General features: G+C 73.3%; 24 protein-coding genes and 1 pseudogene. 21 read left to right on the top strand and 4 right to left on the bottom strand.

The window, feature by feature from the left end; genetic code table 11:
• The first annotated feature begins 79 nt into the window (after positions 1 to 79).
• From gatC to AC230_RS18060, 6 genes are all read left to right on the top strand, one after another.
• A complete protein-coding gene (gatC, locus tag AC230_RS18035; RefSeq protein ID WP_049717305.1) occupies positions 80 to 376 on the top strand; it encodes an Asp-tRNA(Asn)/Glu-tRNA(Gln) amidotransferase subunit GatC in 297 nt (98 codons plus the stop codon).
• A 7-nt stretch (positions 377 to 383) separates the two neighbouring features.
• Complete coding sequence (gatA, locus tag AC230_RS18040) at positions 384 to 1,886, top strand: Asp-tRNA(Asn)/Glu-tRNA(Gln) amidotransferase subunit GatA (protein WP_049717306.1); 1,503 nt, start codon at positions 384 to 386, stop codon at positions 1,884 to 1,886.
• Positions 1,883 to 2,137, top strand: a complete 255-nt coding sequence (locus tag AC230_RS18045; protein ID WP_049717307.1) for a hypothetical protein — start codon at positions 1,883 to 1,885, stop codon at positions 2,135 to 2,137. The genes gatA and AC230_RS18045 overlap by 4 nt, the downstream gene beginning before the upstream one ends.
• 25 nt (positions 2,138 to 2,162) lie before the next feature.
• Positions 2,163 to 3,671, top strand: a complete 1,509-nt coding sequence (gene gatB / locus AC230_RS18050) for an Asp-tRNA(Asn)/Glu-tRNA(Gln) amidotransferase subunit GatB (protein ID WP_049717308.1) — start codon at positions 2,163 to 2,165, stop codon at positions 3,669 to 3,671.
• A 217-nt stretch (positions 3,672 to 3,888) separates the two neighbouring features.
• Positions 3,889 to 4,479: an AMIN-like domain-containing (lipo)protein gene (locus tag AC230_RS18055; RefSeq protein ID WP_107082173.1), complete on the top strand. Its 591-nt coding sequence runs from the start codon at positions 3,889 to 3,891 to the stop codon at positions 4,477 to 4,479.
• 184 nt (positions 4,480 to 4,663) lie between these two features.
• Positions 4,664 to 6,835 (top strand): MMPL family transporter, encoded by a 2,172-nt coding sequence (locus AC230_RS18060; protein WP_049717483.1) that lies wholly within the window; start codon positions 4,664 to 4,666, stop codon positions 6,833 to 6,835.
• Here the strand turns inward: AC230_RS18060 and AC230_RS18065 are convergent.
• A complete protein-coding gene (locus tag AC230_RS18065) occupies positions 6,832 to 7,536 on the bottom strand; it encodes a CTP synthase C-terminal region-related (seleno)protein (protein WP_049717310.1) in 705 nt (234 codons plus the stop codon). The genes AC230_RS18060 and AC230_RS18065 overlap by 4 nt on opposite strands.
• 77 nt (positions 7,537 to 7,613) lie before the next feature.
• Between AC230_RS18065 and AC230_RS18070 the strand changes: the two genes are divergently transcribed.
• Positions 7,614 to 8,489, top strand: coding sequence for a LysR family transcriptional regulator (locus AC230_RS18070; RefSeq protein WP_053161255.1), 876 nt, complete (start codon positions 7,614 to 7,616; stop codon positions 8,487 to 8,489).
• 83 nt (positions 8,490 to 8,572) lie between these two features.
• On the opposite strand, the gene AC230_RS18075 is transcribed toward AC230_RS18070, so the two are convergent.
• Positions 8,573 to 9,508, bottom strand: a complete 936-nt coding sequence (locus AC230_RS18075; protein WP_078871351.1) for a LysR family transcriptional regulator — start codon at positions 9,506 to 9,508, stop codon at positions 8,573 to 8,575.
• 132 nt (positions 9,509 to 9,640) lie between these two features.
• Between AC230_RS18075 and AC230_RS18080 the strand changes: the two genes are divergently transcribed.
• The gene (locus AC230_RS18080) at positions 9,641 to 10,030 is read left to right on the top strand and encodes a VOC family protein (RefSeq protein ID WP_049717313.1); all 390 of its coding nucleotides are present in this window, start codon (positions 9,641 to 9,643) and stop codon (positions 10,028 to 10,030) included.
• On the top strand, positions 10,030 to 10,203 hold the full coding sequence (locus AC230_RS32625) for a hypothetical protein (protein WP_157868599.1): 174 nt from the start codon (positions 10,030 to 10,032) through the stop codon (positions 10,201 to 10,203). Before AC230_RS18080 ends, AC230_RS32625 begins: the two co-directional genes overlap by 1 nt.
• On the opposite strand, the gene AC230_RS33065 is transcribed toward AC230_RS32625, so the two are convergent.
• Positions 10,181 to 10,345 carry a DUF6191 domain-containing protein gene (locus tag AC230_RS33065; protein ID WP_198535554.1) on the bottom strand — a complete coding sequence of 55 codons (165 nt, stop codon included), beginning with the start codon at positions 10,343 to 10,345 and terminating at the stop codon, positions 10,181 to 10,183. The two genes, AC230_RS32625 and AC230_RS33065, sit on opposite strands and share 23 nt — an antisense overlap.
• 110 nt (positions 10,346 to 10,455) lie before the next feature.
• On the opposite strand from AC230_RS33065, the gene AC230_RS18085 reads away from it, so the two are divergent.
• From AC230_RS18085 to AC230_RS18095, 3 genes are read left to right on the top strand one after another with little or no spacing between them, the layout of a single operon-like run.
• Positions 10,456 to 11,022: a TetR/AcrR family transcriptional regulator gene (locus AC230_RS18085; RefSeq protein WP_049717314.1), complete on the top strand. Its 567-nt coding sequence runs from the start codon at positions 10,456 to 10,458 to the stop codon at positions 11,020 to 11,022.
• Positions 11,019 to 11,402 (top strand): cupin domain-containing protein, encoded by a 384-nt coding sequence (locus AC230_RS18090; protein ID WP_049717315.1) that lies wholly within the window; start codon positions 11,019 to 11,021, stop codon positions 11,400 to 11,402. The genes AC230_RS18085 and AC230_RS18090 overlap by 4 nt, the downstream gene beginning before the upstream one ends.
• 2 nt (positions 11,403 to 11,404) lie before the next feature.
• A complete protein-coding gene (locus tag AC230_RS18095) occupies positions 11,405 to 12,004 on the top strand; it encodes a DUF4865 family protein (RefSeq protein WP_049717316.1) in 600 nt (199 codons plus the stop codon).
• 282 nt (positions 12,005 to 12,286) lie between these two features.
• On the opposite strand, the gene AC230_RS18100 is transcribed toward AC230_RS18095, so the two are convergent.
• A complete protein-coding gene (locus tag AC230_RS18100) occupies positions 12,287 to 13,279 on the bottom strand; it encodes an aldo/keto reductase (protein WP_078871352.1) in 993 nt (330 codons plus the stop codon).
• Positions 13,280 to 13,364: 85 nt separating this feature from the next.
• Here AC230_RS18100 and AC230_RS18105 point away from each other — a divergent pair.
• The 9 genes and pseudogenes from AC230_RS18105 (at position 13,365) to AC230_RS34330 (ending at position 25,119) form a co-directional block, all read left to right on the top strand.
• Positions 13,365 to 14,344, top strand: a pseudogene (locus AC230_RS18105) (2-hydroxyacid dehydrogenase).
• Positions 14,345 to 14,531: 187 nt separating this feature from the next.
• Positions 14,532 to 14,657 carry a hypothetical protein gene (locus AC230_RS34325; RefSeq protein WP_277816913.1) on the top strand — a complete coding sequence of 42 codons (126 nt, stop codon included), beginning with the start codon at positions 14,532 to 14,534 and terminating at the stop codon, positions 14,655 to 14,657.
• Positions 14,654 to 17,608: a putative bifunctional diguanylate cyclase/phosphodiesterase gene (locus tag AC230_RS18110; protein ID WP_049717318.1), complete on the top strand. Its 2,955-nt coding sequence runs from the start codon at positions 14,654 to 14,656 to the stop codon at positions 17,606 to 17,608. The genes AC230_RS34325 and AC230_RS18110 overlap by 4 nt, the downstream gene beginning before the upstream one ends.
• A 245-nt stretch (positions 17,609 to 17,853) precedes the next feature.
• Positions 17,854 to 19,731, top strand: coding sequence for an acetolactate synthase large subunit (locus tag AC230_RS18115; protein ID WP_049717319.1), 1,878 nt, complete (start codon positions 17,854 to 17,856; stop codon positions 19,729 to 19,731).
• 15 nt (positions 19,732 to 19,746) lie between these two features.
• Positions 19,747 to 20,271, top strand: a complete 525-nt coding sequence (ilvN, locus tag AC230_RS18120) for an acetolactate synthase small subunit (RefSeq protein WP_049717320.1) — start codon at positions 19,747 to 19,749, stop codon at positions 20,269 to 20,271.
• Positions 20,272 to 20,358: 87 nt separating this feature from the next.
• Positions 20,359 to 21,360, top strand: a complete 1,002-nt coding sequence (gene ilvC / locus AC230_RS18125) for a ketol-acid reductoisomerase (RefSeq protein ID WP_049717321.1) — start codon at positions 20,359 to 20,361, stop codon at positions 21,358 to 21,360.
• A 235-nt stretch (positions 21,361 to 21,595) separates the two neighbouring features.
• On the top strand, positions 21,596 to 23,209 hold the full coding sequence (serA, locus tag AC230_RS18130) for a phosphoglycerate dehydrogenase (protein WP_049717322.1): 1,614 nt from the start codon (positions 21,596 to 21,598) through the stop codon (positions 23,207 to 23,209).
• A gap of 117 nt (positions 23,210 to 23,326) precedes the next feature.
• Positions 23,327 to 24,694, top strand: a complete 1,368-nt coding sequence (locus tag AC230_RS18135) for an MFS transporter (RefSeq protein ID WP_049717323.1) — start codon at positions 23,327 to 23,329, stop codon at positions 24,692 to 24,694.
• The gene (locus AC230_RS34330; RefSeq protein ID WP_049717324.1) at positions 24,691 to 25,119 is read left to right on the top strand and encodes a MarR family winged helix-turn-helix transcriptional regulator; all 429 of its coding nucleotides are present in this window, start codon (positions 24,691 to 24,693) and stop codon (positions 25,117 to 25,119) included. The genes AC230_RS18135 and AC230_RS34330 overlap by 4 nt, the downstream gene beginning before the upstream one ends.
• The last annotated feature ends 24 nt before the right edge of the window (positions 25,120 to 25,143 follow it).

Raw genomic sequence — 25,143 nt, forward strand, 5'->3', positions numbered from 1 at the left:
GCCGAACCGTTTCGCGGTCAGGCCGTGCCGCGCCATAGGATTGGGCGGAAACCACCACACTCACCCTGAGGATCGCTGCATGCCTGGCATCACGCGCGAGGAGGTCGCCCACCTCGCCCGGCTGGCACGTCTGGAGCTGAAGGACGAAGAGCTCGACCACTTCGCCACCCAGCTCGACGACATCATCGGCGCGGTCGCCCGCGTCTCCGAGGTCGCCGAACAGGACGTCCCGCCGACCTCCCACCCGCTGCCGCTGACCAACGTCATGCGCGCGGACGAGGTCCGTCCGTCGCTGACCCCTCAGCAGGCGCTGTCCGGCGCCCCGGCCCAGGAGCAGCAGCGTTTCAAGGTGCCGCAGATCCTGGGGGAGGACTAGGACCGTCATGACGGCCAACATCAACATCATCAAGCTCACGGCCGCCGAGATCGCGGAGAAGATCGCCTCCGGCGAGCTCACCGCCGTCGAGGTCACCGAGGCCCACCTGGCCCGCATCGACGCCGTCGACGAGAAGGTCCACGCCTTCCTGCACGTCGACCGCGAGGGCGCCCTCGCCCAGGCGCGCGCCGTGGACGAGAAGCGCGCCCGCGGCGAGAAGCTCGGCCCGCTGGCCGGCGTCCCGCTCGCGCTGAAGGACATCTTCACCACCGAGGGCGTGCCGACCACCGTCGGCTCCAAGATCCTCGAGGGCTGGATCCCGCCGTACGACGCGACGCTCACCAAGCGCCTCAAGGACGCGGACGTCGTCATCCTCGGCAAGACGAACATGGACGAGTTCGCCATGGGCTCGTCCACCGAGAACAGCGCCTACGGCCCGACCGGCAACCCCTGGGACCTCACCAAGATCCCCGGCGGCTCCGGCGGCGGCTCCAGCGCGGCCCTCGCCTCGTACGAGGCCCCGCTCGCCATCGGCACGGACACCGGCGGCTCCATCCGCCAGCCCGCCGCCGTCACCGGCACGGTCGGCGTCAAGCCGACCTACGGCGCGGTCTCCCGCTACGGCATGGTGGCGTTCTCGTCCTCCCTCGACCAGGGCGGCCCCTGCGCCCGTACGGTCCTGGACGCGGCCCTGCTGCACGAGGTCATCGCCGGCCACGACCCGCTGGACTCGACGTCCATCGACGCCCCGGTCCCGCCGGTCGTCGAGGCCGCCCGCAACGGCAGCGTCGAGGGCATGCGCGTCGGCGTCGTCAAGCAGTTCCGCGGCGAGGGCTACCAGGCCGGCGTCCTCCAGCGGTTCGACGAGTCCGTCGAGCTGCTCAAGGAGCTCGGCGCCGAGATCGTCGAGGTGGACTGCCCCTCGTTCGACCTCGCGCTGGCCGCCTACTACCTGATCGCGCCGTCCGAGTGCTCCTCGAACCTCGCCCGCTTCGACGGCCTGCGCTACGGCCGCCGCGCCGGCGACGACGGCACCCGGTCCGCCGAGGACGTCACCGCGCTCACCCGCGAGGCCGGCTTCGGCCCCGAGGTCAAGCGCCGCGTCATGCTCGGCACGTACGCGCTCAGCTCCGGCTACTACGACGCGTACTACGGCTCCGCCCAGAAGGTCCGCACGCTCATCACGCGGGACTTCGAGAAGGCCTTCGAGCAGGTCGACGTCCTGGTCTCGCCGACCACGCCGACCACCGCCTTCGCGATCGGCGAGCGCGCCGACGACCCGATGGCGATGTACCTCGCGGACCTGTGCACCATCCCGACCAACCTGGCGGGCAACGCGGCCATGTCGCTGCCGTGCGGCCTCGCCCCGGAGGACGGGCTCCCGGTGGGGCTCCAGATCATCGCCCCGGCCATGAAGGACGACAGGCTCTACAAGGTCGGCGCCGCCGTCGAGGCCGCGTTCCACGACCGCTGGGGCCACCCGCTGCTGGAGGAGGCACCGTCGCTGTGAGCACCGAGAAGACCAGCGCCCTGAAGAAGGCCAAGGGCTTCAAGAAGTCCAAGGCCGGCACGTACCTGTCCATCGGCACCACGCTGTTCGGCGCGGTGAGCATCGCCAAGCAGGCCAAGAAGGCGCGCCACGAGCAGGACACCCTCCAGCTCGTCGACGCGGTCGTCTCGGCCGCCGCCATCGTCACCGGCGTCGCCCTGCTCGTCCGCGAGCTGCGCCGGATGAACAGCGACGACGTCCTCGCGGGCTGAGCCGGGACTGAGAGGTAAGTTTTCCGTGACCGTCACTGAACTGGTGCCGTACGAGGACGCGTTGGCGTCCTACGACCCCGTCATGGGCCTGGAGGTCCACGTCGAGCTCGGCACCAAGACCAAGATGTTCTGTGGGTGCTCCACGGAGCTGGGCGCCGACGCCAACTCGCAGACCTGCCCCACCTGTCTCGGCCTGCCCGGCGCCCTGCCGGTCGTCAACGCCGTCGGCGTCGAGTCCGCGATCAAGATCGGCCTCGCGCTCAACTGCCGGATCGCCGAGTGGTGCCGCTTCGCCCGGAAGAACTACTTCTATCCGGACATGCCGAAGAACTTCCAGACCTCCCAGTACGACGAGCCCATCGCCTTCGACGGCTACCTCGACGTACAGCTGGAGGACGGCGAGGTCTTCCGCGTGGAGATCGAGCGCGCCCACATGGAGGAGGACACGGGCAAGTCGACGCACGTCGGCGGCGCCACCGGCCGCATCCACGGCGCGTCCCACTCCCTGCTCGACTACAACCGCGCCGGCATCCCGCTCATCGAGATCGTCACCAAGCCGATCACCGGTGCCGGGGAGCGCGCCCCCGAGGTCGCCAAGGCGTACGTCGCCGAGCTGCGCGAGCTCATCAAGGCGCTCGGCGTCTCCGAGGCCCGCATGGAGATGGGCCAGATGCGCTGCGACGTCAACCTGTCGCTGCGCCCGCACGGCACCGAGACGTTCGGCACCCGCTCGGAGACGAAGAACGTCAACTCCCTGCGGTCCGTCGAGCGCGCCGTGCGCTACGAGATCAGCCGCCACGCCGGCGTGCTGAACGCGGGCGGCAAGGTCGTCCAGGAGACCCGCCACTTCCACGAGGACGACGGGTCGACGACCTCCGGCCGCATCAAGGAGGAGGCCGAGGACTACCGCTACTTCCCCGAGCCGGACCTGGTGCCGGTGGCCCCCTCCCGGGAGTGGGTCGAGGAGCTGCGGGCGACCCTGCCCGAGCTGCCGCGCGTGCGCCGCAACCGGCTGCGCGAGGAGTGGGGCGTCTCCGAGCACGACATGCAGTCGATCCTCAACGCGGGCGCGGTCGACCTGATCGTCGCCACCACCGAGGCCGGCGCGGACTCCGCCGCCGCCCGCAAGTGGTGGATGGGTGAGCTGGCCCGCAGCGCCAACGAGTCCGGTACGGAGCTCTCGGCGCTGCCGATCACCCCGGCGCAGGTCGCCCGGGTCGCGGCGCTCGTCGCCGAGGGCGCGCTCAACGACAAGCTGGCCCGCCAGGTCATCGAGGGCGTGCTCGCGGGCGAGGGCGACCCCGACGCGGTCGTCGAGAAGCGCGGCCTGAAGGTCGTCTCGGACGACAGCGCGCTGGGCGCGGCGGTGGACGAGGCCATCGCGGCCAACGCGGCGATCGCCGACAAGATCCGCGCCGGCAAGGTCGCGGCGGCGGGCGCGCTCGTCGGCGCGGTCATGAAGGCCACGCGCGGTCAGGCGGACGCGGCGCGGGTGCGCGAGCTGATCCTGGAGAAGCTGGGCGTCGAGGGCTGACGCCATCCGCTGTGGTCAAGGGCCGTTCCCTCCGTGGGGGCGGCCCTTTCCGCGTGGGTGCCCCCGGCCGGGCGCCCCGGGCCAGGTGTCCTATGGCGTGATTAGTCGCACTTGGCCGGAATTGCTCGCCGGGTTCCTCGCCTGGTGGAACGGTCCGGCATGATCCCGCCTGGAACGGGCCGGACCGGGCGCCCGTACTCGACGGCTGGGGGTAGCAATGCGACGGTTGAGGACCGCACTGGCCACGCTCATGCTGGCGGGCGCCGGGCTGGTGGCGGCCACGGGGGCGGTCGCGTCGGAGACGTCCAAGGGCGCCGGGGAGGCCCCGGGCGCGAGCTGCCGGATCGGCTGGGGCAGCCGCACCAAGGTCCGCACCGACTCCGAGTACCACCCGCTGACGGACGTCCGGGCCGGGCGCCACCGCTGCTTCGACCGCATGGTCTTCGACGTGCACACCACCGACGGTCACCCGATCGGGTACCGGGTGGGGTATGTGCGGAGGCTGTATCAGGACGGTTCCGGGGACGTGGTGCCGGTGTCCGGCGGCGCGATCCTGGAGATCCGCGTCGCGGCCCCGAGCCACGACCCCGAGACGGGCGGCCCGCGCTATCCGGCCCGGCCGGGGCATCCGCTGCCGGGCGTGGACCTCACGGGCTACCGGACCTTCCGGGACGCGCGCTTCGGGGGCAGCTTCGAGGGGGAGACGCTGGTGGGGCTGGGCGTGCGGTCGCGGTTGCCGTTCCGGGCGTTCCAGATGGGGAACCATGTGGTGGTCGACGTGGCGCACACGTGGCACACGTTCCGCTGATGCGGCCCCCCCGGAGGCGGAGGCGGGGCGGGGCATTTCCCCTCACGCCTCACCACCCTGTGGCCTCCGCCACAAAAGGGACAAAAGATCTCCTCCCGCTGTCAGAGTGGAGCGCTAAAAGGCCCGCGCACGCTCCCCCCGCGTGATCGACGCGCGCGTCAACGACACCCGGGAACCACGCCACATGACCTCACTCGCCCGGTGGTGCCTGCGCCGCCGCCTCGCCGTCATCGTCGTCTGGCTCGTCGTCCTCGCGGGCACCACCCTCGCCGCGTTCCTCGCCGGCTCCGCCTACTCCGACGACTACCGGCTCCCGGGCACCGAATCCGGCCGCGCCGCCGCCCTGCTGGAGCGCGACTTCCCGGCCCGCGGCGGCGACGACACGATCGTCTGGCACACGGACGACGGCACCGTCCGCACCCCCGCCGTCGAGCAGCGCATGACCGCCGCCCTCCGCGAGATCGCCGCCCTGCCCGGCGTCACCGCCGTCGGCGACCCCTACAGGGCCGGGGCCGGCGACGGCGCGATCAGCCGAGACGGCCGCACCGCCTACGCGACCCTCACCTTCACGGAGACCGCCGGCGACCCCGACGCCGGCCTCGTCCGCAAGGTCGTCGACACCGCCCGCGCCCCCGCCGGCGACGGCCTCGACATCGCGCTCGGCGGCAGCTCGATCGCCGTGACCGAGGGCGCGAACAGCCACCTCAGCGAGATCGTCGGCGTCGCCGTCGCCGCCGTCGTCCTCTTCGTCGTCTTCGGGTCGCTCGCCGCGAGCCTGCTGCCCATCGCCACGGCCCTGGTCGGCGTCGGGACCGCGGCCATGGGGACGGTCCTGCTCGGCCACGTCATGACGGTCGCCGGCTTCGCGCCGATGCTGGGCACCCTCATCGGCCTCGGCGTGGGCATCGACTACGCCCTGTTCATCGTCACCCGGCACCGCAAGGGCCTGCGGCAGGGCCTGCCCGTCCCGCTCGCCGCCGAACGGGCCGTGGCCACGACCGGCCGGGCCGTCGTCTTCGCGGGCGGCACCGTCTGCGTGGCGCTGCTCGGCATGCTCGTCCTCGGGCTGGACTTCCTGACCGGCGTCGCCGTCGCCGCCTCGCTCACCGTCTGCCTCACGGTCGCCGCGTCCGTCACCCTGCTCCCCGCGCTCCTCGGCCTCATCGGCCACCGCGCGCTCGGCCGCCGCGAACGGCGCCGCCTGGCGCACGAGGGCCCCCGGCCGGAGACCCCCACCGGCCTCGCCGCCCGCTGGTCGGCCTTCGTCGAGCGCCACCCCAAGGCGCTCGGCGCGGCGGCCGCCGCCGTGATGCTCGTCCTCGCCCTGCCCGCGCTCTCGCTCCGCCTCGGCACCTCCGACCAGGGCACGAACCGGGCCTCCTCGACGACCCGGCAGGCGTACGACATGCTCGGCCGCGGCTTCGGCCCCGGCGTCAACGGCCCGCTGCTCCTGGTCGCCGAACTGGACGGCGCCGCCGACCGCCTGGCCTTCGACCGGCTCCCCGACCGGCTCCGCCACACCGACGGCGTCGCCTCCGTCGGCCGCCCGCAGGTCAACGGCGGTGGCTCCACCGGCGTCATCGCCGTCGTCCCCGCCACCTCCCCGCAGTCCCGCGCCACCAGCGACCTCGTCGACCGGCTGCGCTCGCAGGTGCTGCCCGGCTCCGGCCCGCGGGTCCTCGTCGGCGGGCCGACCGCCGGCTACGACGACTTCGCCCGCGTCGTCCTCGGCAGACTGCCGCTGTTCGTCGGCACGGTGGTGGGCCTGGGCTGTCTGCTCCTGCTGCTGGCCTTCCGCAGCGTCGGCGTGCCGCTGAAGGCCGCGGCCATGAACATCGCCGCCGTCGCCGCCTCGTTCGGGCTGATCGTCGCCGTCTTCCAGTGGGGCTGGGGCAGCGAACTCCTCGGCCTCGGCCGCGCGGGGCCGATAGAACCCTTCCTCCCCGTCGTCATGATCTCCGTCCTCTTCGGACTCTCCATGGACTACCAGGTCTTCCTGGTGAGCCGGATGTACGAGGAGTGGCTCGCCACCCGCGACAACCGCCGCGCCGTCCGCGTCGGCCTGGCCGAGACCAGCCGGGTGATCAACTCGGCGGCCGTCATCATGATTTCGGTCTTCCTCGCCTTCGTCCTCAGCGGCGACCGGGTCATCGCGATGTTCGGCATCGGCCTGGCCGCGGCGGTCGCCCTCGACGCGTTCGTCCTGCGCACCCTCCTCGTCCCCGCGCTGATGCACCTGCTCGGCGGCGCCAACTGGTGGCTCCCGGGCTGGCTGGAGCGCCGCCTCCCGCGCCTCAGCATCGAACCGGCGGAGGAGCGCGAGCCGGACCGCACCCCCGACGCGGTCCCCGTCTAGCGCGCGTGCTCCACGGCGGCCTCCGCCAGCGCGCGGACGACCGGATGCGCCCGCGTACCGTCGCCGGCCAACTCCGGCTGGAACAGCGTCGCCAGGAAGAACGGGTGCCCCGGCAGCTCCACGACCCGCGCCTCGCCCGCCTCGTCCAGGCCGCTGAACCGCAGTCCGTGCGCCGCCAGCCGGCCGATGAAGGCCGGGTCGAGGGCGTACGAGCAGTGGTACCGCTCGACGGACCGCTCCGCCCCCAGGACCCGCTGCGCCAGCGACCCGTCCTCGACGGTGACGGCCCCCTCGTGCCCCACGAGGGAGCAGGCGAGGGGCACGATCAGGGCGTTCTCCGCGGCCGGGTCGTTCTCGGCGTGCGCCGCGTCGCGCAGGCCGCACACCGAGCGGGCGAACTCCAGCAGCGTGTGCTGGAACCCGGCACACGTCCCCAGGAACGGGATCCCCCGCTCACGGGCGGCCCGGACGGCCGCGACCGCGCCCGCCTCGCTGCGGTACGGACTGCCCGGCAGCAGCCAGACGGCGTCGAACCCGCCGAGCGCGCCCGGCACTTCGGCGTCCTCGGTCGGGATCCAGTAGGCGTCCAGGAGCAGCCCGTCGCGCTCGGCGAGCGACTGGAGCAGGCCGGGGACGCGGGTGTGCGCGCGGACGGCGGGGGAGCGGTCGCCGACGAGGGCGATACGGGGTGGTGTGGTCATGCCCACCATCCTTGCCCGGCGCCCGAGTTCAGCGCCAACGATGATCTCTGCACCCTCCATCAGCGATACTGATGGGCATGGATCCCCACCTGCTCAGGACCTTCGTCGCCGTGGCGCGCCTCGGGTCGTTCTCGGCGGCGGCGCGTGAGCTGGGGTACACGCAGTCGGCCGTCTCCCAGCACATCGCCGCGCTGGAGTCCGACCTGGGGACGGTCCTGCTGGGGCGCCGCCCGGTGGAGCCCACGGAGGCGGGGGAGCGGCTGCTCGGACACGCCGCTCCGCTGCTGCTGCGCATGGAGGCGGCGCGGGCGGACGTCGCCCGGGCCGGTGCGGTACGGCCGTCCCGGCTGGTCGTCGGGGTCTCGCCGCTGGCGGTGGACGCCCTCGTCCGACTCCCGCCCGGACGGCCGGGGTTGCGGCTCGACATACGGGTGCTGGACCGCGCGGCGATCCCCGCCGCCGTCTCGTCCGGCGGCCTCGACCTCGGCCTGACCGACGGCATGACGGCCCCCAGCGACCCGCTGCCCCTCCCCGAGACCGGCCCGCTGACCGCCGCGGTCGTCGCCGAGTCCCCGCTGTGCGTGGCCCTGCCCGCCGGGCATCCGCTGGCCCCCCGCCCGGGTCTGAGCCTGTCCGACCTCGCCGACGCGCAGTGGATCGACGCTCCCGGCTCGGCCGTTCCCCTGGACCGGCTGCGCGCGGTGTGCGGCCCCGGGGCGTACCGGGGGCGGCTGCGCTACGAGGGGACGGACGTGCGCGGGCTGCTCGCCCTGGTGGCGGCGGGGCGGGGTCTGGCGGTGCTGCCGACCGGGGCTGCGGAGGGGCGCGACGGGGTGGCCGCGGTGCCGGTCGCCGCGCCGCGGCTGGTGCACCGGGTGGAGGCGCTGTACGCGGGGGCGGGTGACCCGCCGGCGGTGCTGGACCACATCGTCCGGGCCGGGGCCCGGCCGTAGGGCCGTCGGCCCGTGGATCACGGGCGCTCCGGGGGTGACGGCCCGGTCGTCCCGCTCCTCCGCACGCCCGAATCGCTCGACCGCTACCGGCGCGGGGCGGAGCCGCCCCCGTCCCGGCCGTCCAGCAGCGCGAGAAAGGCGGAGGCGGCGGGGGAGGGGGTGAAGCGGCTCCAGATCAGGCGCTCCACCCGCTCTGGCCCGTCCGTGACCGGTACGCTCCGCAGGCCGTGCAGGTCGGCGGCGAACGCCGCGGGGAGCAGGGCGATGCCCAGTCCGTGGCGGACCATCCGGGACATGAGCTCGACGCCGGACACCTCGAAGGCGACTTCGCGGCGCAGCCCGGCCGCGGCGAAGGCCTCGTCCGACTGGGCGCGGGCGGCGCTGCCCTCGGCGAAGTCCACGAAGGTCTCGTCGGCTATCCGGCGGAGGTCCACCTCGCGTTCGCGTGCCAGCGGGTGGTCCGGGCCGACGACGGCGACGTGCCGTCCGTGGGCGAGTGCGCGGTCGCGGACGCCCTGCGGGCGGAAGCCCGGCGGTACGCCGAGGAAGCCCGCGTCCAGTCCGCCGTCGCGGACCTGCTCGACCATCCGCTCGCTGGAGACGGCCCGGAGGCTGATCCGCACCCGGGGGTAGCGCCGGCGGTAGTCCTGGAGCACCGCCGGGAGGTCGACGGCCGTCAGGGTGGGGATCGATCCGACGGCCAGCCGGCCCCGGATCTCGCCGGTGGCCGCCGCCACCTCGGCCCGGGCCCGCTCCGCCGCCTCCAGGGCCTGGCGGGCGGCGGGCAGGAACGCCTCCCCGGCGGCGGTCAGCCGCACCCGGCGGCTGGTCCGCTCGAACAGCTGGGCGCCCAATTCCTGCTCCAGCCGGGCCACTTGGTGGCTGAGCGCGGACTGGACGACATGGCACCGCTCGGCGGCGCGGGTGAAGTTCGCGGTCTCCGCCACCGCGAGGACGTAGCGCATCTGCTGGAGGTCCACTGATCCATCGTGGATCACGATGGATGCGATGACAAACATGTCTTGGACTGATGGACGGGCGCCGGGCGATGCTGAAGTCGACGGCGGGGCGCGGCGGTCGGTGAACGGCCACCGCCCGGCCCCGCCGTACCACCACCGGCGCCCCGGCGCCCCGACCCCGCGGAGACACCCATGCGCGTGATCGCCTTCGACCATCTCGTCCTGAACGTCGCCGACATCGAGCGCTCGCTCGCCTTCTACACCGGCCCGCTGGGGCTGGAGCCGGTGCGGGTGGAGGAGTGGCGGGCCGGCGAGGCGCCCTTCCCGTCGGTGCGGGTGAGCCCCACCACCATCGTCGATCTCGTCGAGGCCCGCGACGGACGGCCGGAAGGGGCCAACGTCGACCACATCTGCCTGGTGGTGGAGCCGCTCGACTGGCAGCAGGTCGTCGATTCCGGGGTCTTCACGGTGGTGGACGGCCCGGGCGAGCGCTTCGGAGCCCGGGGCACCGCGGTCTCCCTCTACGTGCGCGACCCCGACGGCAACACCGTGGAGCTGCGCTGGTACCCGCAGGACGCCTGATGCCCGGCGAGCGCCCGGCCTCCGGGGCCGGCGGATCCTCCGTCGCGGAGCCGTCCCCGCCCGGCTTCCTGGTCCGCCACTTCCGCGCCGTCGGGTTCTCCCGCGACGCCGTCGGCCACCAACTGGCCGGTGCGGCCCGCCCCGTCCGCCTCAGGCCCGCCGGGGACGGATGACGACGTGCCCCGAGTCGAGGTCGACCGGCCCCCGGCCGGGGTCGGCGTCCCCGACGTCGTCGAGGCACAGCTCGTGACGGTCGCGCTCCTCCCGGGTGTGTTTGCGCCCGGGGGCGAAAAGCTCCTCCAACGCGTCGAACATCGTCAACTCCCCTCGTACGGCCGGTTCTTCCGGCCCCCGGGCAACGAGCCGGGGAGGTGGGAGGGTTCCCCGGGTTGTTTCTGTACCTACTGGTATGTACGCTCGCGATCATGAGCACTTCGGAGCGACTCATCGAGAGCACCCGCGAACTGCTGTGGGAGCGCGGGTACGTCGGCACCAGCCCCAAGGCCATCCAGCAGCGGGCCGGGGCCGGGCAGGGCAGCATGTACCACCACTTCACCGGCAAGCCGGACCTCGCCCTGGCCGCGATCCGGCGCACGGCGGAGGAGATGCGGGCCAAGGCCGAGGAGCAGTTCTCCGGTCCCGGTACGGTCCTGGAGCGGATCTCCGCCTACCTGCTGCGCGAGCGCGACGTGTTGAGGGGCTGCCCGGTGGGCCGGCTGACCCAGGACCCCGACGTCGTCGCCGACCCCGCGCTGCGGGCACCCGTCGACGAGACCTTCGCCTGGCTGCGGGCCCGGCTCGCGGCGCTCCTCGCCGAGGGGCGCGAGCGGGGCGAGTTCGCCGCCGCGCTCGACCCGGACGCGACCGCGTCCACCGTCGTCGCCGTCCTCCAGGGCGGCTACGTGCTGGCCCGCGCGGCGGACTCCTCCGAGCCGTTCCACCGGGCCGTCGAGGGCGTGCTGGGGCTGCTGCGGCAGCAGCACGCGCGATGAGGGCGCCGGCGCCCGCGGAGTGGGTCACCGGCGCGGTGTCCGTCGTACGGCTCGCGGCGCCCGGCGCGCCCTCGCGGCTGCGCGTCGACTCCGTCCGCTTCGCGCCCCGGGCGCGCACGGTCTGGCACCGGCATCCGCTGGGCCAGGTCCTGCACGTCACCGAGGGCGTCGCCCTGGTGGGGCGGGCCGGACGGCCCGTCGAGACGGTCCCCGCCGGCGCGACCGTCGTCATCGGCGCTGACGAGTGGCACTGGCACGGTGCCGGGCCCGACGTCCCCATGACCCATCTCGCCGTCCAGGAGGCCGCCGCGGACGAGCGCGGCGCGCCCGTCCCCGACGCGGAGTACGCGTCGGCCACCGACCAGTTGAGGGAACACTGACCGTGTACGCGAAGCAGTACGAGATCACCCTGCCCGCCGACTACGACATGCGCGTCATCCGCGAACGGGTCGCCACCCGGGGGCACGCCCTCGACGACCGGGCCGGGCTCGGCCTCAAGGCGTACGTCATCCGCGAGCGGGGGGTGGACGGTTCGCCGGTCAACCAGTACGCGCCCTTCTACCTGTGGCAGGACATCGGGGAGATGAGCCGCTTCCTCGTGGGCGGGGGCGGATTCCAGGGAATCGTGGCCGATTTCGGCCGGCCGGCCGTGCGGCACTGGACCGGGGTCGCGCTGGCGCGCGGGGCCGCGCGGGACGCCTCCCCGCGCGCCGCCTCGCGCCGCCTGACCCCCATTCCCTTCGGCGAACCGGGGGACCTGACCGCCCTCTTCGACCGCGAACTCGCCGACCTGGAGTCGCTCTCCGGCCGTCCCGGCCTGCACACGGCCGCGCTGGCCTTCGACCCGCGTGACTGGCAGCTGCTCCGCTTCGCCCTCTGGGAGCGGGAGGTCCCGGCGGAGGAGGAGGCGACGGAGCGCTACGAGGTGCTGCACCTGTCCTCCCCCCACCTCCCCGAACTCCCCACCACCCGCCCTTGGTAGCCACCCCACCCCGCCCTTTCACCGTTTCCCGGGGGCTGCGCCCTCCCCCCCCGCGGCGGCCGCTTGGAGCGCGCCCCGTCCTGGGGCACCCGGGCGGGGCGCCGGGGGCGGGGGCGGCAGGATGGTGCGCCGCGGCGCCCGCCCCGCGCCCAGCCCAGCGCGCCCACGCGCCCCTGCGCCCCCACGCGCGGGCCACCCGCGCCCCCACGCCACCCCGCCCGCGCAGGGCCGCACCCCCACGCCCCCCGCAAAAACGGATCAGGGCGGGGCGGGGAGAAACCCCTAGTCCCACGACCCCCGCGCCGCGGGCAGCGCGTTCAGCTCCGCCAAGTCCCCCTCCGACAGGGCCACTTCCGCCGCGCCCGCGTTCTCCCTGGCCCAGTGTTCCTTCTTCGTGCCCGGCACGGGTATGACGTGGCGTCCCTGGGCGAGGACCCAGGCCAGGGCCACCTGGGCGGGAGTCGCGCCGTGCCGGGCGGCGACTCGGCGGAGGCCGGCGACGATGGGCTGGTTGGCGGCCATCATCTCGGCCGTGAAGCGGGGGTGCCGGGCCCGGATGTCCTCCGGCTCGAAGCCCTGGCCAGGGGTCAGCGTGCCACTGAGGAAACCGTTCCCCAGGGGCATCGCCGCCAGCAGCCCGACGCCCCGGGAGGCGCACCACGGCGCCAGCGCGTCGAGCGCCTCGCGTGACCAGAGGGAGAGTTCGGCCTGGACGGAGCTGACGGGGAAGACCTGCTGGACGCGTTCGAGGTGGCGGATCGTCGCGTCGAAGAGGCCGCCGCGGGAGCGGCGGTGGGCGCGGACGCCGATGGCGCACCAGCCGAGGGCCCGTACCTTGCCCGCGGCGACCAGGTCGGCCATCGCGCCCCAGGTCTCCTCGACGGGCACCTCGGGGTCGGGCCGGTGCAGCTGGTAGAGGTCTATGACGTCCGTCTGGAGGCGGCGCAGGGACGCGTCGCAGGCCCGCTTGACGTAGCCGGGGCGGCCGTTGGCGACGATGTGCTGGTCGCCGACGAGCAGCCCGCACTTCGTCGAGACGAACGCCTCCGCGCGCCGCTCCCGCAACACCCGCCCCACCAGCAGCTCGTTGGTGAACGGTCCGTACATGTCCGCCGTGTCGAGGAGGCTCGCGCCGGCGTCGAGGGCCGCGTGCACGGTGCGCAGGGCGCCCTCGCCGCTCTGCTGGGAGGCGGTGTACGCCCAGTGCATGGGCATGCACCCGAGGCCGACCGCGCCCACTTCGAGGGCCGTCGCACCGATTGTCCTGCGCTCCACCGGCCGTGCCCTCCCGTTTCCCTCCTGATCGGCGCGACCCCAACTTAACCTTTGCGGACGGCCGCCCATCGCCTAGCCTCCGGGCATGAGCGCAGTTCACAGCGGTAACGGCAGGCCACTCGCCTGGCTGCCCTTCCTGGCCGAGGAGATCGACGGCCTGCCGGAGGAGTTGGAGTACGCCTTCTGGGACGGGACCGGGGAGTTCCCCACCGACCCCGCCCGGTGCGCCTTCTACTGCGTCCCCTACGCGGTGACCGGCACCCTCGCCGCCGCCGAGGTGTGCACCCGCCCGCTGCCGCTGATGCGCAACGTCCGCGTGGTGCAGGCGCTGACGGCCGGCGTCGACCACCTGCTGCCCGCCGTGGCCTCGCTGCCGCCGGGCGCGGTGCTGTGCAACGCCCGCGGGCTGCACGACGCGAGCACCGCCGAGCTGGCGCTCGCGCTGATCCTCGCCTCGCTCCGGGACATCCCCGGCTTCGTGCGGGCGCAGGACGCGGGGGAGTGGCGGCAGGGCTTCCGCCCGGCGCTCGCCGACAAGTCGGTGCTCATCGTGTGGGGTACGGATCGATCGGCAGTGCCATCGAGGACCGGCTCGAACCCTTCGACTGCGCGCGGGTGGTACGCGTCGCGCGCTCCCCGCGGCATACCGCGCGCGGTCCCGTGCATCCGGTCGCCGCCCTGCCCGGCCTGCTGCCCGGGGCGGACGTCGTGGTGGTCGCCGCCCCGCTCACCGAGGAGACCCGCGGCCTGCTGGGCGCCCGCAACCTGGCCCGGATGAAGGACGGCGCCCTGCTGGTCAACATCGCGCGCGGCCCGATCGTGGACACCGGCGCGCTCCTGGCCGAGCTGTCGGGCGGCCGGCTGCGGGCCGCGCTGGACGTCACCGACCCCGAGCCGCTGCCCCCGGGGCACCCCCTGTGGACCGCGCCCGGTGTCCTCGTCACCCCCCATGTGGGTGGTCCGTCTTCGGCCTTTCCGCCCCGGGCCAAGGCGCTGCTCCGCGGCCAACTGGCCGGATTCGCACTGGACGAGCCTCTGCGAAACGTCGTAGCCACAGCCGTCTGAAATCCCCTCCGAGCCACGTACAGAGACCGTTCGACTGCACTGCGTGTCGATAATCCCGTAGCTAGTTACGCTATGTATATGAGCTATGTCCCTGTGTGACGGGTCTGGTGTATCGTCCGGACCGGGGGCTGCGCCGGGCACCGTACGGCCGCAGCGAGGCACCGGAACTCAAGGGGGGCGACGGGCGATGCACGGCCAATGGACGATCAACCCGACGCGGCTCATCCACTCCACGGCGACCCTGCTCCCGCGGCTCCCTCGGGCGGCCGCGCCGGAGGCGTTCCGGGCCCTGCCCGGGGCGGCGGAGCGGTGACCGCCCAGGGAGCGGCCCTGCCCCGGCGGCCCGCCCAGGCCGGGGGGCCCGCCGGGGCGTCGGGCGTGCTGTCCCAGCTCCTGCTCGCCGTCGTGTGCGGGGGGTACGCGACGGGGGCCGCCTTCGGCTGGGGCTCGCCCGAGCTCGCCACCACCATGGGCGACTTCGGGCTCAGCGGGGCCGCGGTGCTCGCCGCGGTCTCCTGCTTCTGGTACGCGCGCACCCGCACGACCCGCTTCCGCCCCGCCTGGCTGCTGTTCGCCGTCTCCTCCGGCATGGCCGGCTTCGGCAACGCCGTCTGGGGCTGGTACGAGGTCGTCCTCGGCGCCCGCGTCCCGGCCACCTCCGCCGCCGACTTCTGCTTCCTGCTCTTCGCGCCGCCGGCCATCATCGGCCTGCTCGTCCTCGCCCGCCGCCCGGTCACCCGGGCCGGCTGGGTGTGCCTGGCGCTCGACGCCTGGCTCATCGGCGGCTCGCTGCTCACCCTCTCCTGGAGCCTCGCCCTCGCCCACACCGCGCACTTCGCCGGGGAGACGGTGGCCCACGCCGCCCTCTCCCTGGCGTATCCGCTGCTGGACATCGTGCTGGTCTCCATGGTGCTGGCGCTGCACTTCCGCCGCTCCTCCGCCAACCGCTCCGCCGTCAACACCGCGATCGCCGCGCTCGCCCTGACGGTGCTGTGCGACGCCCTGTTCACCTCGCCCCTGCTGCGCGAGAACTACCGCTCGGGCCAGATCCTCGACGCCGGCTGGTTCGCGGGCTACATGCTCATGGCGTACGCCCCCTGGGTCGCCCGCGAGCAGCACGGCACGCCCGCCCCGGCCGGCCCCGCCCAGCAGCCGGTCCGGCCGATCGCCGGCTCGCTCGCCGCCCTCACGCCCTACCTCGCCGCCGCCGTCTGCACCCTGGGCATCCTCTACAACGTCCTGGACGGCCACCACGTCGACCGCGTCGTCCTGTTCACCGGCTGCACGGTCGTCCTGGCCCTCGTCGTCCGCCAGGGCATCATGCTCCTCGACAACATCTCCCTCACCCAGGAACTGGCCCAGCAGGAGAACCACTTCCGCTCCCTGGTCCAGGGCTCCAGCGACGTCATCATGATCGCCGCGCCCACCGGGATACTGCGCTACGTCAGCCCCGCCGCCGCCGGGGTCTACGGGCGCGAGGCCGAGGAGCTCGTCGGCTCCGAGCTGGCCTCCCTCATCCACCCCGAGGACCTGGGCCGCGTCGTCCACGAGGTGCGGCGCTTCCTGGCCGCGCCGCCCGCCGACGAGCCCAGCACCCGCATCGAGTGCCGCTTCCGCTCCGGCGACGGCGAGTGGCTCAACGTCGAGTCCACCGTCAACCGGCACCACGGCGGCCTCATCTTCAACAGCCGTGACGTCACCGAACGCGTCCGCCTCCAGGCCCAGTTGCAGCACACCGCCGAGCACGACCCGCTCACCGACCTGCCCAACCGCGCCCTGTTCACCAAGCGCGTCCAACAGGCGCTCACCGGCCGGAGAATGACCGACTCCGGCACCGCCGTGCTCTTCATCGACCTCGACGGCTTCAAGGCCGTCAACGACACCGTGGGCCACCAGGCCGGCGACGAGCTCCTCGTCCAGGCCGCCCGCCGGCTCCAGGAGTCCGTCCGCGCCGGGGACAGCACGGCCCGGTTCGGCGGCGACGAGTTCGCCGCGCTCATCATCGGCGACGGCACCCGCGACCCCGCCGCCCGCGAGTACCGCATCCTGGAGATCGCCGACCGGCTGCGGGCCACCCTCTCCCAGCCCTACGTCGTGGAAGGAGGCACCGAGGTCCGCGTCGCCGCCAGCATCGGCGTCGCCTTCGCCGAGCCCGGCATCACCCCCGGCACCCTCATGCGCAACGCCGACCTCGCCATGTACCGCGCCAAGCAGGCCGGAAAGGGCCGCGTGGAGCTCTACGCGCCCCAGATGCAGGCCGACGTGGTGCGCCGCGCCGAGCTCGCCACCCGGCTGCGCACCGCCCTGCACGACGGCGAGTTCGCCCTGCTCCACCAGCCCGTCGTGGAGCTGGCCACCGGCCGCATCACCGCGGTCGCCGCGCAGCCGCGCTGGCGTTCGCCGCAGGGCATCCTGTTCACCCCGGCCGAGTTCCTGCGCGTCGCCGACCTCGACCGCGACGAGGAGAGCACCCGCACCGCCGAACTCGGCCGCTGGACCCTGGAGAAGGCCGTCGAGCAGGCCGCCCAGCGCCGCCGGGCCGGCCACTGCGTCCCGGTCTACGTCCGGATCTCCGCGGCCCGGCTGATGGACGCCTCCCTGCCGCCCAAGCACCTGGAGACGCTGCTCCTGCGGCACGGCGTACCGTCGGGCGGCCTCGTCCTGGAGCTGACCGGCGGCGACCCCCGCGTCCCGCTGGACGAGCTGGAGCGCCGCCTCCTCTCGCTGCGCCGGTTCGGCGCCCGGGTGGCCCTCGACGGCTTCGGCAGCGGCTACGCGGCGATGACCGCGCTGCGCCGGCTGCCCGTCGACGTCCTCCGGCTCGACCGCGAACTGGTCGACGGCGTGGCCGAGTCCGCCCGCCTCCACAAGATCACCTCGGGGCTGCTGAGGATCGCCGGCGACCTCGGTGTGCTCTCCGTCGCGGAGGGCGTGGACGACGCCGAACAGGCCCGCGCGCTGCGCGCCATGGGCTGCACCCACGCCCAGGGCCTGGCGTTCTCCGGGCCGTTGGACGAGCACCGGCTGCGCCACGCGCTCGGCCGCGGCGCCTTCCCGGTGCCCGGCGACGGCCCGGAGGGCGACGGCGCGCGCGGCCCCCTGCCCCCGCTGGGAGGTGGCGGGAAGCGGGTGCTCGTCGGAGGGCCGCTGCCCGTCGAGATGATCCTCTCGGCGGGGGCGCGCGGCGGGAGTGCGGGGGGCGCGGGGGCGCTCGCACATGCTCCATTGCGCTCAAATAATGAGACGCCCGTCCCACCCACTTGACACCTCGCCCGCCACGGGGAGAGGGTCGGTCCCATGCGCACCCGAATTCTCGTACTTGGACAGCGCGTCGGCTGAAGCAGGCCGTCCACCCACCGCCTGCTGATCGCACCGGCGCGCTCCCCTCGCTTGCCTCATGGCACGAGGGGTTTTTTGTTGCACTGACACCCGAAACCACCGCGAACTCCGCGAAACCCCGCAACACCCTCCCCCCAGACACCAGTCGAGTCTCCGAGAAGAGAATGTCGATGACCGAGCAGGCCACCGGGTCCCATCATCCGCAGCCGCGCAGCCGTGGCGGCGCGGCGCAGCAGCAGCCCGCCGTCGTGGAGCGGGACGTCACGGGCGCGCAGTCGCTCATCCGCTCGCTGGAGGAGGTCGGGGCCGACACCGTGTTCGGCATTCCGGGCGGGGCGATCCTCCCGGCCTACGACCCGATGCTGGACTCCTCGAAGGTCCGCCACGTCCTCGTCCGCCACGAGCAGGGCGCGGGGCACGCCGCCACCGGCTACGCCCAGGCCACCGGCCGCGTCGGCGTCTGCATGGCCACCTCCGGCCCCGGCGCCACGAACCTGGTGACGCCCATCGCGGACGCCCACATGGACTCCGTCCCGCTGGTGGCGATCACCGGTCAGGTGTCCTCCAAGTCGATCGGCACGGACGCCTTCCAGGAGGCGGACATCTGCGGCATCACCATGCCGATCACCAAGCACAACTGGCTGGTCACGGACGCCGCGGAGATCCCGCGGACGATCGCCGAGGCGTTCCACGTCGCCTCCACCGGCCGCCCCGGGCCGGTGCTGGTCGACATCGCCAAGGACGCCCTCCAGGCGCGGACCACCTTCGTCTGGCCGCCGCACACCGACCTGCCCGGCTACCGGCCCGTCACCAAGCCGCACGCCAAGCAGATCCGCGAGGCCGCCAAGCTGATCACCCAGGCCCGGCGGCCGGTGCTCTACGTCGGCGGCGGGGTCCTCAAGGCCCGCGCCACCGCCGAGCTCAAGGTCTTCGCCGAGCTGACCGGCGCGCCCGTCACCACCACCCTGATGGCGCTGGGCGCCTTCCCCGACGGGCATCCGCAGCACATCGGCATGCCCGGCATGCACGGGTCGGTCGCCGCCGTCACCGCGCTGCAGAAGGCCGACCTCATCGTGGCGCTCGGCGCCCGCTTCGACGACCGCGTCACCGGGCGGCTGGACTCCTTCGCCCCGCACGCCAAGGTCGTCCACGCCGACATCGACCCGGCCGAGATCGGCAAGAACCGCGCGGCGGACGTGCCGATCGTCGGCGACGCCCGGGAGGTCCTCGCCGACCTGATCGTCGCCGTCCAGGCCGAGCACAGCGCCGGCCAGGGCGGCGAGACCCCCGAGCGGGGATACCGGGCCTGGTGGGCGGACATCGACCGCTGGCGGCGCACCTACCCGCTCGGCTACGACCAGCCCGAGGACGGCAGCCTCGCCCCCCAGCAGGTCATCAAGCGCATCGGCGAACTCGCCCCTGAGGGCACGGTGTTCGCCGCCGGCGTCGGCCAGCACCAGATGTGGGCCGCCCACTTCATCGACTACGAGAAGCCGGGCACCTGGCTCAACTCCGGCGGCGCGGGCACCATGGGCTACGCCGTCCCCGCCGCCATGGGCGCCAAGGTCGGCGTTCCCGACCGCACGGTGTGGGCGATCGACGGCGACGGCTGCTTCCAGATGACCAACCAGGAGCTGGTCACCTGCGCGCTCAACAACATCCCCGTCAAGGTGGCCGTCATCAACAACGGCGCCCTGGGCATGGTCCGCCAGTGGCAGACCCTCTTCTACAACGAGCGCTACTCCAACACCGTCCTGCACTCCGGCCCCGAGGCCAACGGCAAGGAGCCCTGCTCCGGCACCCGCATCCCCGACTTCGTCAAACTCGCCGAGGCGATGGGCTGCGTGGGGCTCCGCTGCGAGGACCCCGCCGAGCTGGACGCCGTCATCGAGCGGGCGAACGCCATCGACGACCGCCCGGTGGTGGTGGACTTCATCGTCCACCAGGACGCCATGGTCTGGCCGATGGTGGCCGCCGGCACCTCCAACGACGAGATCCTCGCCGCCCGCGGGGTCCGCCCCGACTTCGACGACGTCGTCGACGACTGACCGGGAGAACCGTTCATGACCAAGCACACGCTCTCCGTCCTCGTGGAGAACACGCCCGGCATCCTGGCGCGGATCGCCGCCCTGTTCTCCCGCCGGGGCTTCAACATCGACTCCCTCGCCGTCGGCGTCACCGAGCACCCCGACATCTCGCGCATCACGATCGTCGTCAACGTCGAGTCGCTGCCGCTGGAGCAGGTCACCAAGCAGCTCAACAAGCTCGTGAACGTGCTGAAGATCGTGGAGCTGGAGGACAGCACGGCCGTCCAGCGCGAGCTGGTGCTGGTGAAGGTGCGCGCCGACAACGAGACGCGGTCGCAGATCGTGGAGATCGTGAAGCTCTTCCGCGCCAAGGCGGTCGACGTCTCGCCGGAGGCGATCACCATCGAGGCCACCGGGGGCGGCGACAAGCTGGGCGCGATGCTCAAGATGCTCGAACCGTTCGGCATCAAGGAGCTGGTGCAGTCCGGCACGATCGCCATCGGCCGCGGGGCCCGCTCCATCACGGACCGCAGCCTCCGCGCGCTGGACCGCTCGGCCTGACGGCCCGGACACCCGGACCCACCGACCAACCCCGTCCCACCCGTCATACGGTGGGACCCACAACCCGTACACGAGGAGACAACGCACGTGGCTGCCGAGCTGTTCTACGACAACGACGCCGACCTGTCCATCATCCAGCGCCGCAAGGTCGCCGTGCTCGGGTACGGCAGCCAGGGCCACGCCCACGCGCTGTCGCTGCGCGACTCCGGCGTCGACGTCCGCGTCGGCCTGCACGAGGGATCGACGTCGAAGCGGAAGGCCGAGGAACAGGGGCTGCGCGTCGTCACCCCGGCCGAGGCCGCGGCCGAGGCGGACGTCATCATGATCCTCGTCCCGGACCCGATCCAGGCCGAGGTCTACGAGAAGGCCGTCAAGGACAACCTCGAGGACGGCGACGCCCTCTTCTTCGGCCACGGCTTCAACATCCGCTTCGGCTTCATCAAGCCCCCGGCCGGCGTGGACGTCTGCATGGTCGCCCCCAAGGGCCCCGGCCACCTGGTGCGCCGCCAGTACGAGGAGGGCCGCGGCGTCCCGTGCATCGCGGCCGTCGAGCAGGACGCCAGCGGCAACGCCTTCGCCCTCGCCCTCTCCTACGCCAAGGCCATCGGCGGCACCCGCGCCGGCGTCATCAAGACCACCTTCACCGAGGAGACCGAGACCGACCTCTTCGGCGAGCAGGCCGTGCTCTGCGGCGGCGCCAGCGCCCTGGTCAAGGCCGGCTTCGAGACCCTCGTCGAGGCCGGTTACCAGCCGGAGATCGCGTACTTCGAGTGCCTCCACGAGCTCAAGCTGATCGTGGACCTGATGTACGAGGGCGGCCTGGAGAAGATGCGCTGGTCCGTCTCCGAGACCGCCGAGTGGGGCGACTACGTCACCGGCCCGCGCATCGTCACCGAGCAGACCAAGGCCGAGATGAAGAAGGTCCTCGGCGAGATCCAGGACGGCACCTTCGCCGAGAACTGGATGAAGGAGTACAAGGCCGGCCTGCCGAAGTACAACGAGTACAAGAAGGCCGACCAGGACCACCTCCTGGAGACCACCGGCAAGCGGCTGCGCAAGCTGATGAGCTGGGTCGACGACAACGAGTGACCCGCAGGGGCGGAAGGGCCGCGGTACACGCCGCGGCCCTTTGTCCATCGTGGCCCACCCCGTGGGGGTGAGCCTGACGAAACGGCGCAGGACAGCGCCCCGCCCGCGGCTAGACTGCTCCGCAACAAAGCGCGTCAGGCTCACAGCGTCGTGCGTCTCCACGCGGCTGCGCCCCTTCACCGCCTGCGGCCGTCGGGACGGCCGTCACCAAGGACCAGTGAGGACTGAGGACCCCGTGAGCACTGCTTCGACTGCTTCGCCCCGCAAGCCCGTCGTACTCATCGCCGAAGAGCTCTCGCCCGCCACCGTCGACGCGCTGGGCCCGGACTTCGAGATCCGGCACTGCAACGGCGCGGACCGCGCCGAGCTGCTGTCCGCCGTCGCCGACGTGGACGCGATCCTGGTGCGTTCCGCCACCCGCGTCGACGCGGAGGCGGTCGCCGCCGCCAAGCGGCTGCGGGTCGTCGCCCGCGCCGGCGTCGGCCTCGACAACGTGGACGTCGCCGCCGCCACCAAGGCCGGCGTCATGGTCGTCAACGCCCCGACGTCCAACATCGTCACCGCCGCCGAGCTCGCCTGCGGCCTGCTCATCGCCACCGCGCGCAACATCCCGCAGGCCAACTCCGCGCTGAAGAACGGCGAGTGGAAGCGCTCGAAGTACACCGGCGTGGAGCTCTCCGAGAAGACCCTCGGCGTCGTGGGCCTGGGCCGCATCGGCGTGCTCGTCGCCCAGCGGATGTCGGCGTTCGGCATGAAGGTCGTCGCCTACGACCCGTATGTGCAGCCCGCGCGCGCCGCGCAGATGGGCGTCAAGCTCCTCTCCCTCGACGAACTGCTGGAGACGGCCGACTTCATCACCGTCCACCTCCCCAAGACCCCCGAGACGATCGGTCTCATCGGCGACGAGGCGCTGCACAAGGTGAAGCCCTCCGTCCGCATCGTCAACGCCGCCCGCGGCGGCATCGTGGACGAGACGGCGCTCGCCGCGGCCCTCAAGGAGGGCCGGGTGGCCGGCGCCGGCCTCGACGTCTACGCGACCGAGCCCTGCACGGACTCCCCGCTCTTCGAGTTCGACAACGTCGTGGCCACCCCGCACCTGGGCGCCTCGACGGGCGAGGCGCAGGAGAAGGCCGGCATCGCCGTCGCCAAGTCGGTGCGCCTGGCGCTCGCCGGCGAGCTGGTGCCGGACGCGGTCAACGTCCAGGGCGGCGTGATCGCGGAGGACGTCAAGCCGGCGCTGCCGCTGGCCGAGAAGCTGGGCCGGATCTTCACGGCGCTGGCCGGCGAGGTCGCCGTCCGCCTCGACGTCGAGGTGTACGGCGAGCTGACCCAGCACGACGTCAAGGTGCTCGAACTGTCCGCCCTCAAGGGCGTCTTCGAGGACATCGTGGACGAGACGGTCTCCTATGTGAACGCCCCGCTCTTCGCCCAGGAGCGCGGTGTGGAGGTGCGGCTCACCACCGGCTCCGAGTCCTCGGAGCACCGCAACGTCGTCACCGTGCGCGGCACGCTCGCGGGCGGCGACGAGGTCTCCATCTCGGGTACGCTCGCCGGCCCCAAGCACCTCCAGAAGATCGTCGCCGTCGGTGAGAACGGCGTCGACCTGGCCCTCGCCGACCACATGGCCTTCCTGCGCTACGTCGACCGCCCCGGCGTCGTCGGCGCGCTGGGCCGCATCCTCGGCGAGGCGGGGATCAACATCGCGGGCATGCAGGTCTCGCGGGCGGTCGAGGGCGGCGAGGCGCTGGTCGCGCTGACCGTGGACGAGTCGATCCCGCCGGCCGTGCTGACCGAGATCGCGGAGGAGATCGGCGCGGCGTCGGCGCGTGCCGTCAACCTCACGGACTGAGCGGTCCGTTCGCGGAAAGGCCCGGCTCTTGGAGCCGGGCCTTTTTCGCGCCCGCGATTAGTTGTACGCTTCCAATGATTTTGTTTCTCCAACTGTCCGTCCCTCCGGGAGGTTGGCATGACGCCCGACCGCCGCTGGCTCGTCCTCGGCATCTGCTGCTCGGCGCTGTTGCTGGTCAGCCTGGACAACACGATCCTCAACGTCGCCCTGCCCTCGCTGCGCACGAGCCTGCACGCCTCGGTCTCCGGGCTCCAGTGGACGATCGACGCGTATGTCGTCGTGCTGGCCTCGCTGTTGATGCTGTCCGGCTCGATGGCCGACCGCTTCGGCCGCCGCCGGGTCTTCGTGACCGGCCTGGTGCTCTTCACCGCCGGCTCGACGCTGTGCAGCCTGGCGCCGGGGCTCGGCTGGCTGATCGCCTTCCGGGCGGTGCAGGCCGTCGGCGGCTCCATGCTCAACCCCGTGGCGATGTCGATCGTCACCAACATCTTCACCGATCCGCGGGAGAGGGCCCGGGCCATCGGCGTCTGGGGCGGGGTCGTGGGCCTCAGCATGGCCGCCGGGCCGATCGTCGGCGGCGCCCTGGTGGGGTCGGTGGGCTGGCGCTCGGTCTTCTGGATCAACGTGCCGGTCGGGCTGGTGGCGTTGGCGCTGACCCTGCGGTTCGTCCCCGAGTCCCGGGCGCCGCGGCCGCGCCGCTTCGACCCGGCCGGGCAGGTGCTGATGATCGTGCTGCTCGGCTCGCTCACGTACGGGATCATCGAGGGCGCGCCGGTGCTCTTCGCCGTCGCGGCGGCCGCCCTCGTGGCGCTGCTCGTCGTCGAGACCCGGCGGGCCGAACCGCTCGTCGAGCCGCGGCTGTTCCGCAGCGCGCCGCTGGCCGGGGCGACGGTCACGGCGGTGTGCGCCTTCGCGGCGCTGTCCGGCTTCCTCTTCCTCACCATGCTCGACCTCCAGGAGGCGCGCGGGCTTTCGGCCCTCTCGGCAGGGGTGCACCTGTTGCCGATGGCGCTCCTGTGCCTGGTGCTCGCGCCGGTGTCCGGACGGCTGGTGGGCAGCCGCGGGCCGCGGCTGCCGCTCGTGGCGGCCGGGGTGCTGCTGACGGGCAGCGGCGTGCTCTTCGCGGCCTGCGGGGCCGCGTCGTCCGACGCGCTGCTGTTCGTGGCGTTCGTGCTCTTCGGGGCGGGCTTCGGCCTCGTCAACGCGCCCATCACGAACACGGCCGTCTCCGGCCTGCCGCGCTCCCGCGCCGGCGTGGCCGCCGCCCTGGCCTCCACCAGCCGGCAGGTCGGCACGTCCCTCGGGGTCGCGGTCGTGGGCGCGCACGTCGGGGCCGTGGGCTGGTGGATCATCACCGGCTGCGGGCTGGCCGTCCTCGCCCTCGGTACGATCACCACCGGCCGCTGGGCGGCACGGACCGCCGAACGGGCGGCGGCCCGCCTCGACTGCGACGGCTGTGAGAGGACCAGGGCGGTGACGGTGTGACGAAGGACGAGGCGGCGCGGCGGGCGTGGAGCAGCCTGCGCGAGATCGTCCTCGGCGGCAACGAGCGCCGCAAGGAGGTCGTCGACGCGCTCGGCATGAGCTTCTTCCGGGTGAAGGCGCTGCGGAGGATCGCCAAGGGGCCGTTGACGCTGCGGGAGCTGGCGGATGCGCTCGCCACGGACCGGCCGTACACGACGCTCGTCGTGGACGACCTGGCCCGTCGGGGCCTCGTCGTCCGCTCCGAGAATCCGGTGGACCGGCGGTCGAAGATCGTCTCCGTGACGGAGGAGGGGAGGGGGGCGGCCGAGCGGGCCGAGGCGATCCTGAGCGCGCCGCCGCCTGCTCTTCTCGCCCTTGGAGAGGGCGAGTTGGCGGAGCTGGAGCGGCTTGCGGCGCGGTTGGCCTCGCTCGCGAGGGAGGGGTGAGGGTTGTGGGAGGGGCTGGGGCGA

The organism is Streptomyces caatingaensis (assembly GCF_001187435.1).
GTDB classification, from domain to species: domain Bacteria; phylum Actinomycetota; class Actinomycetes; order Streptomycetales; family Streptomycetaceae; genus Streptomyces; species Streptomyces caatingaensis.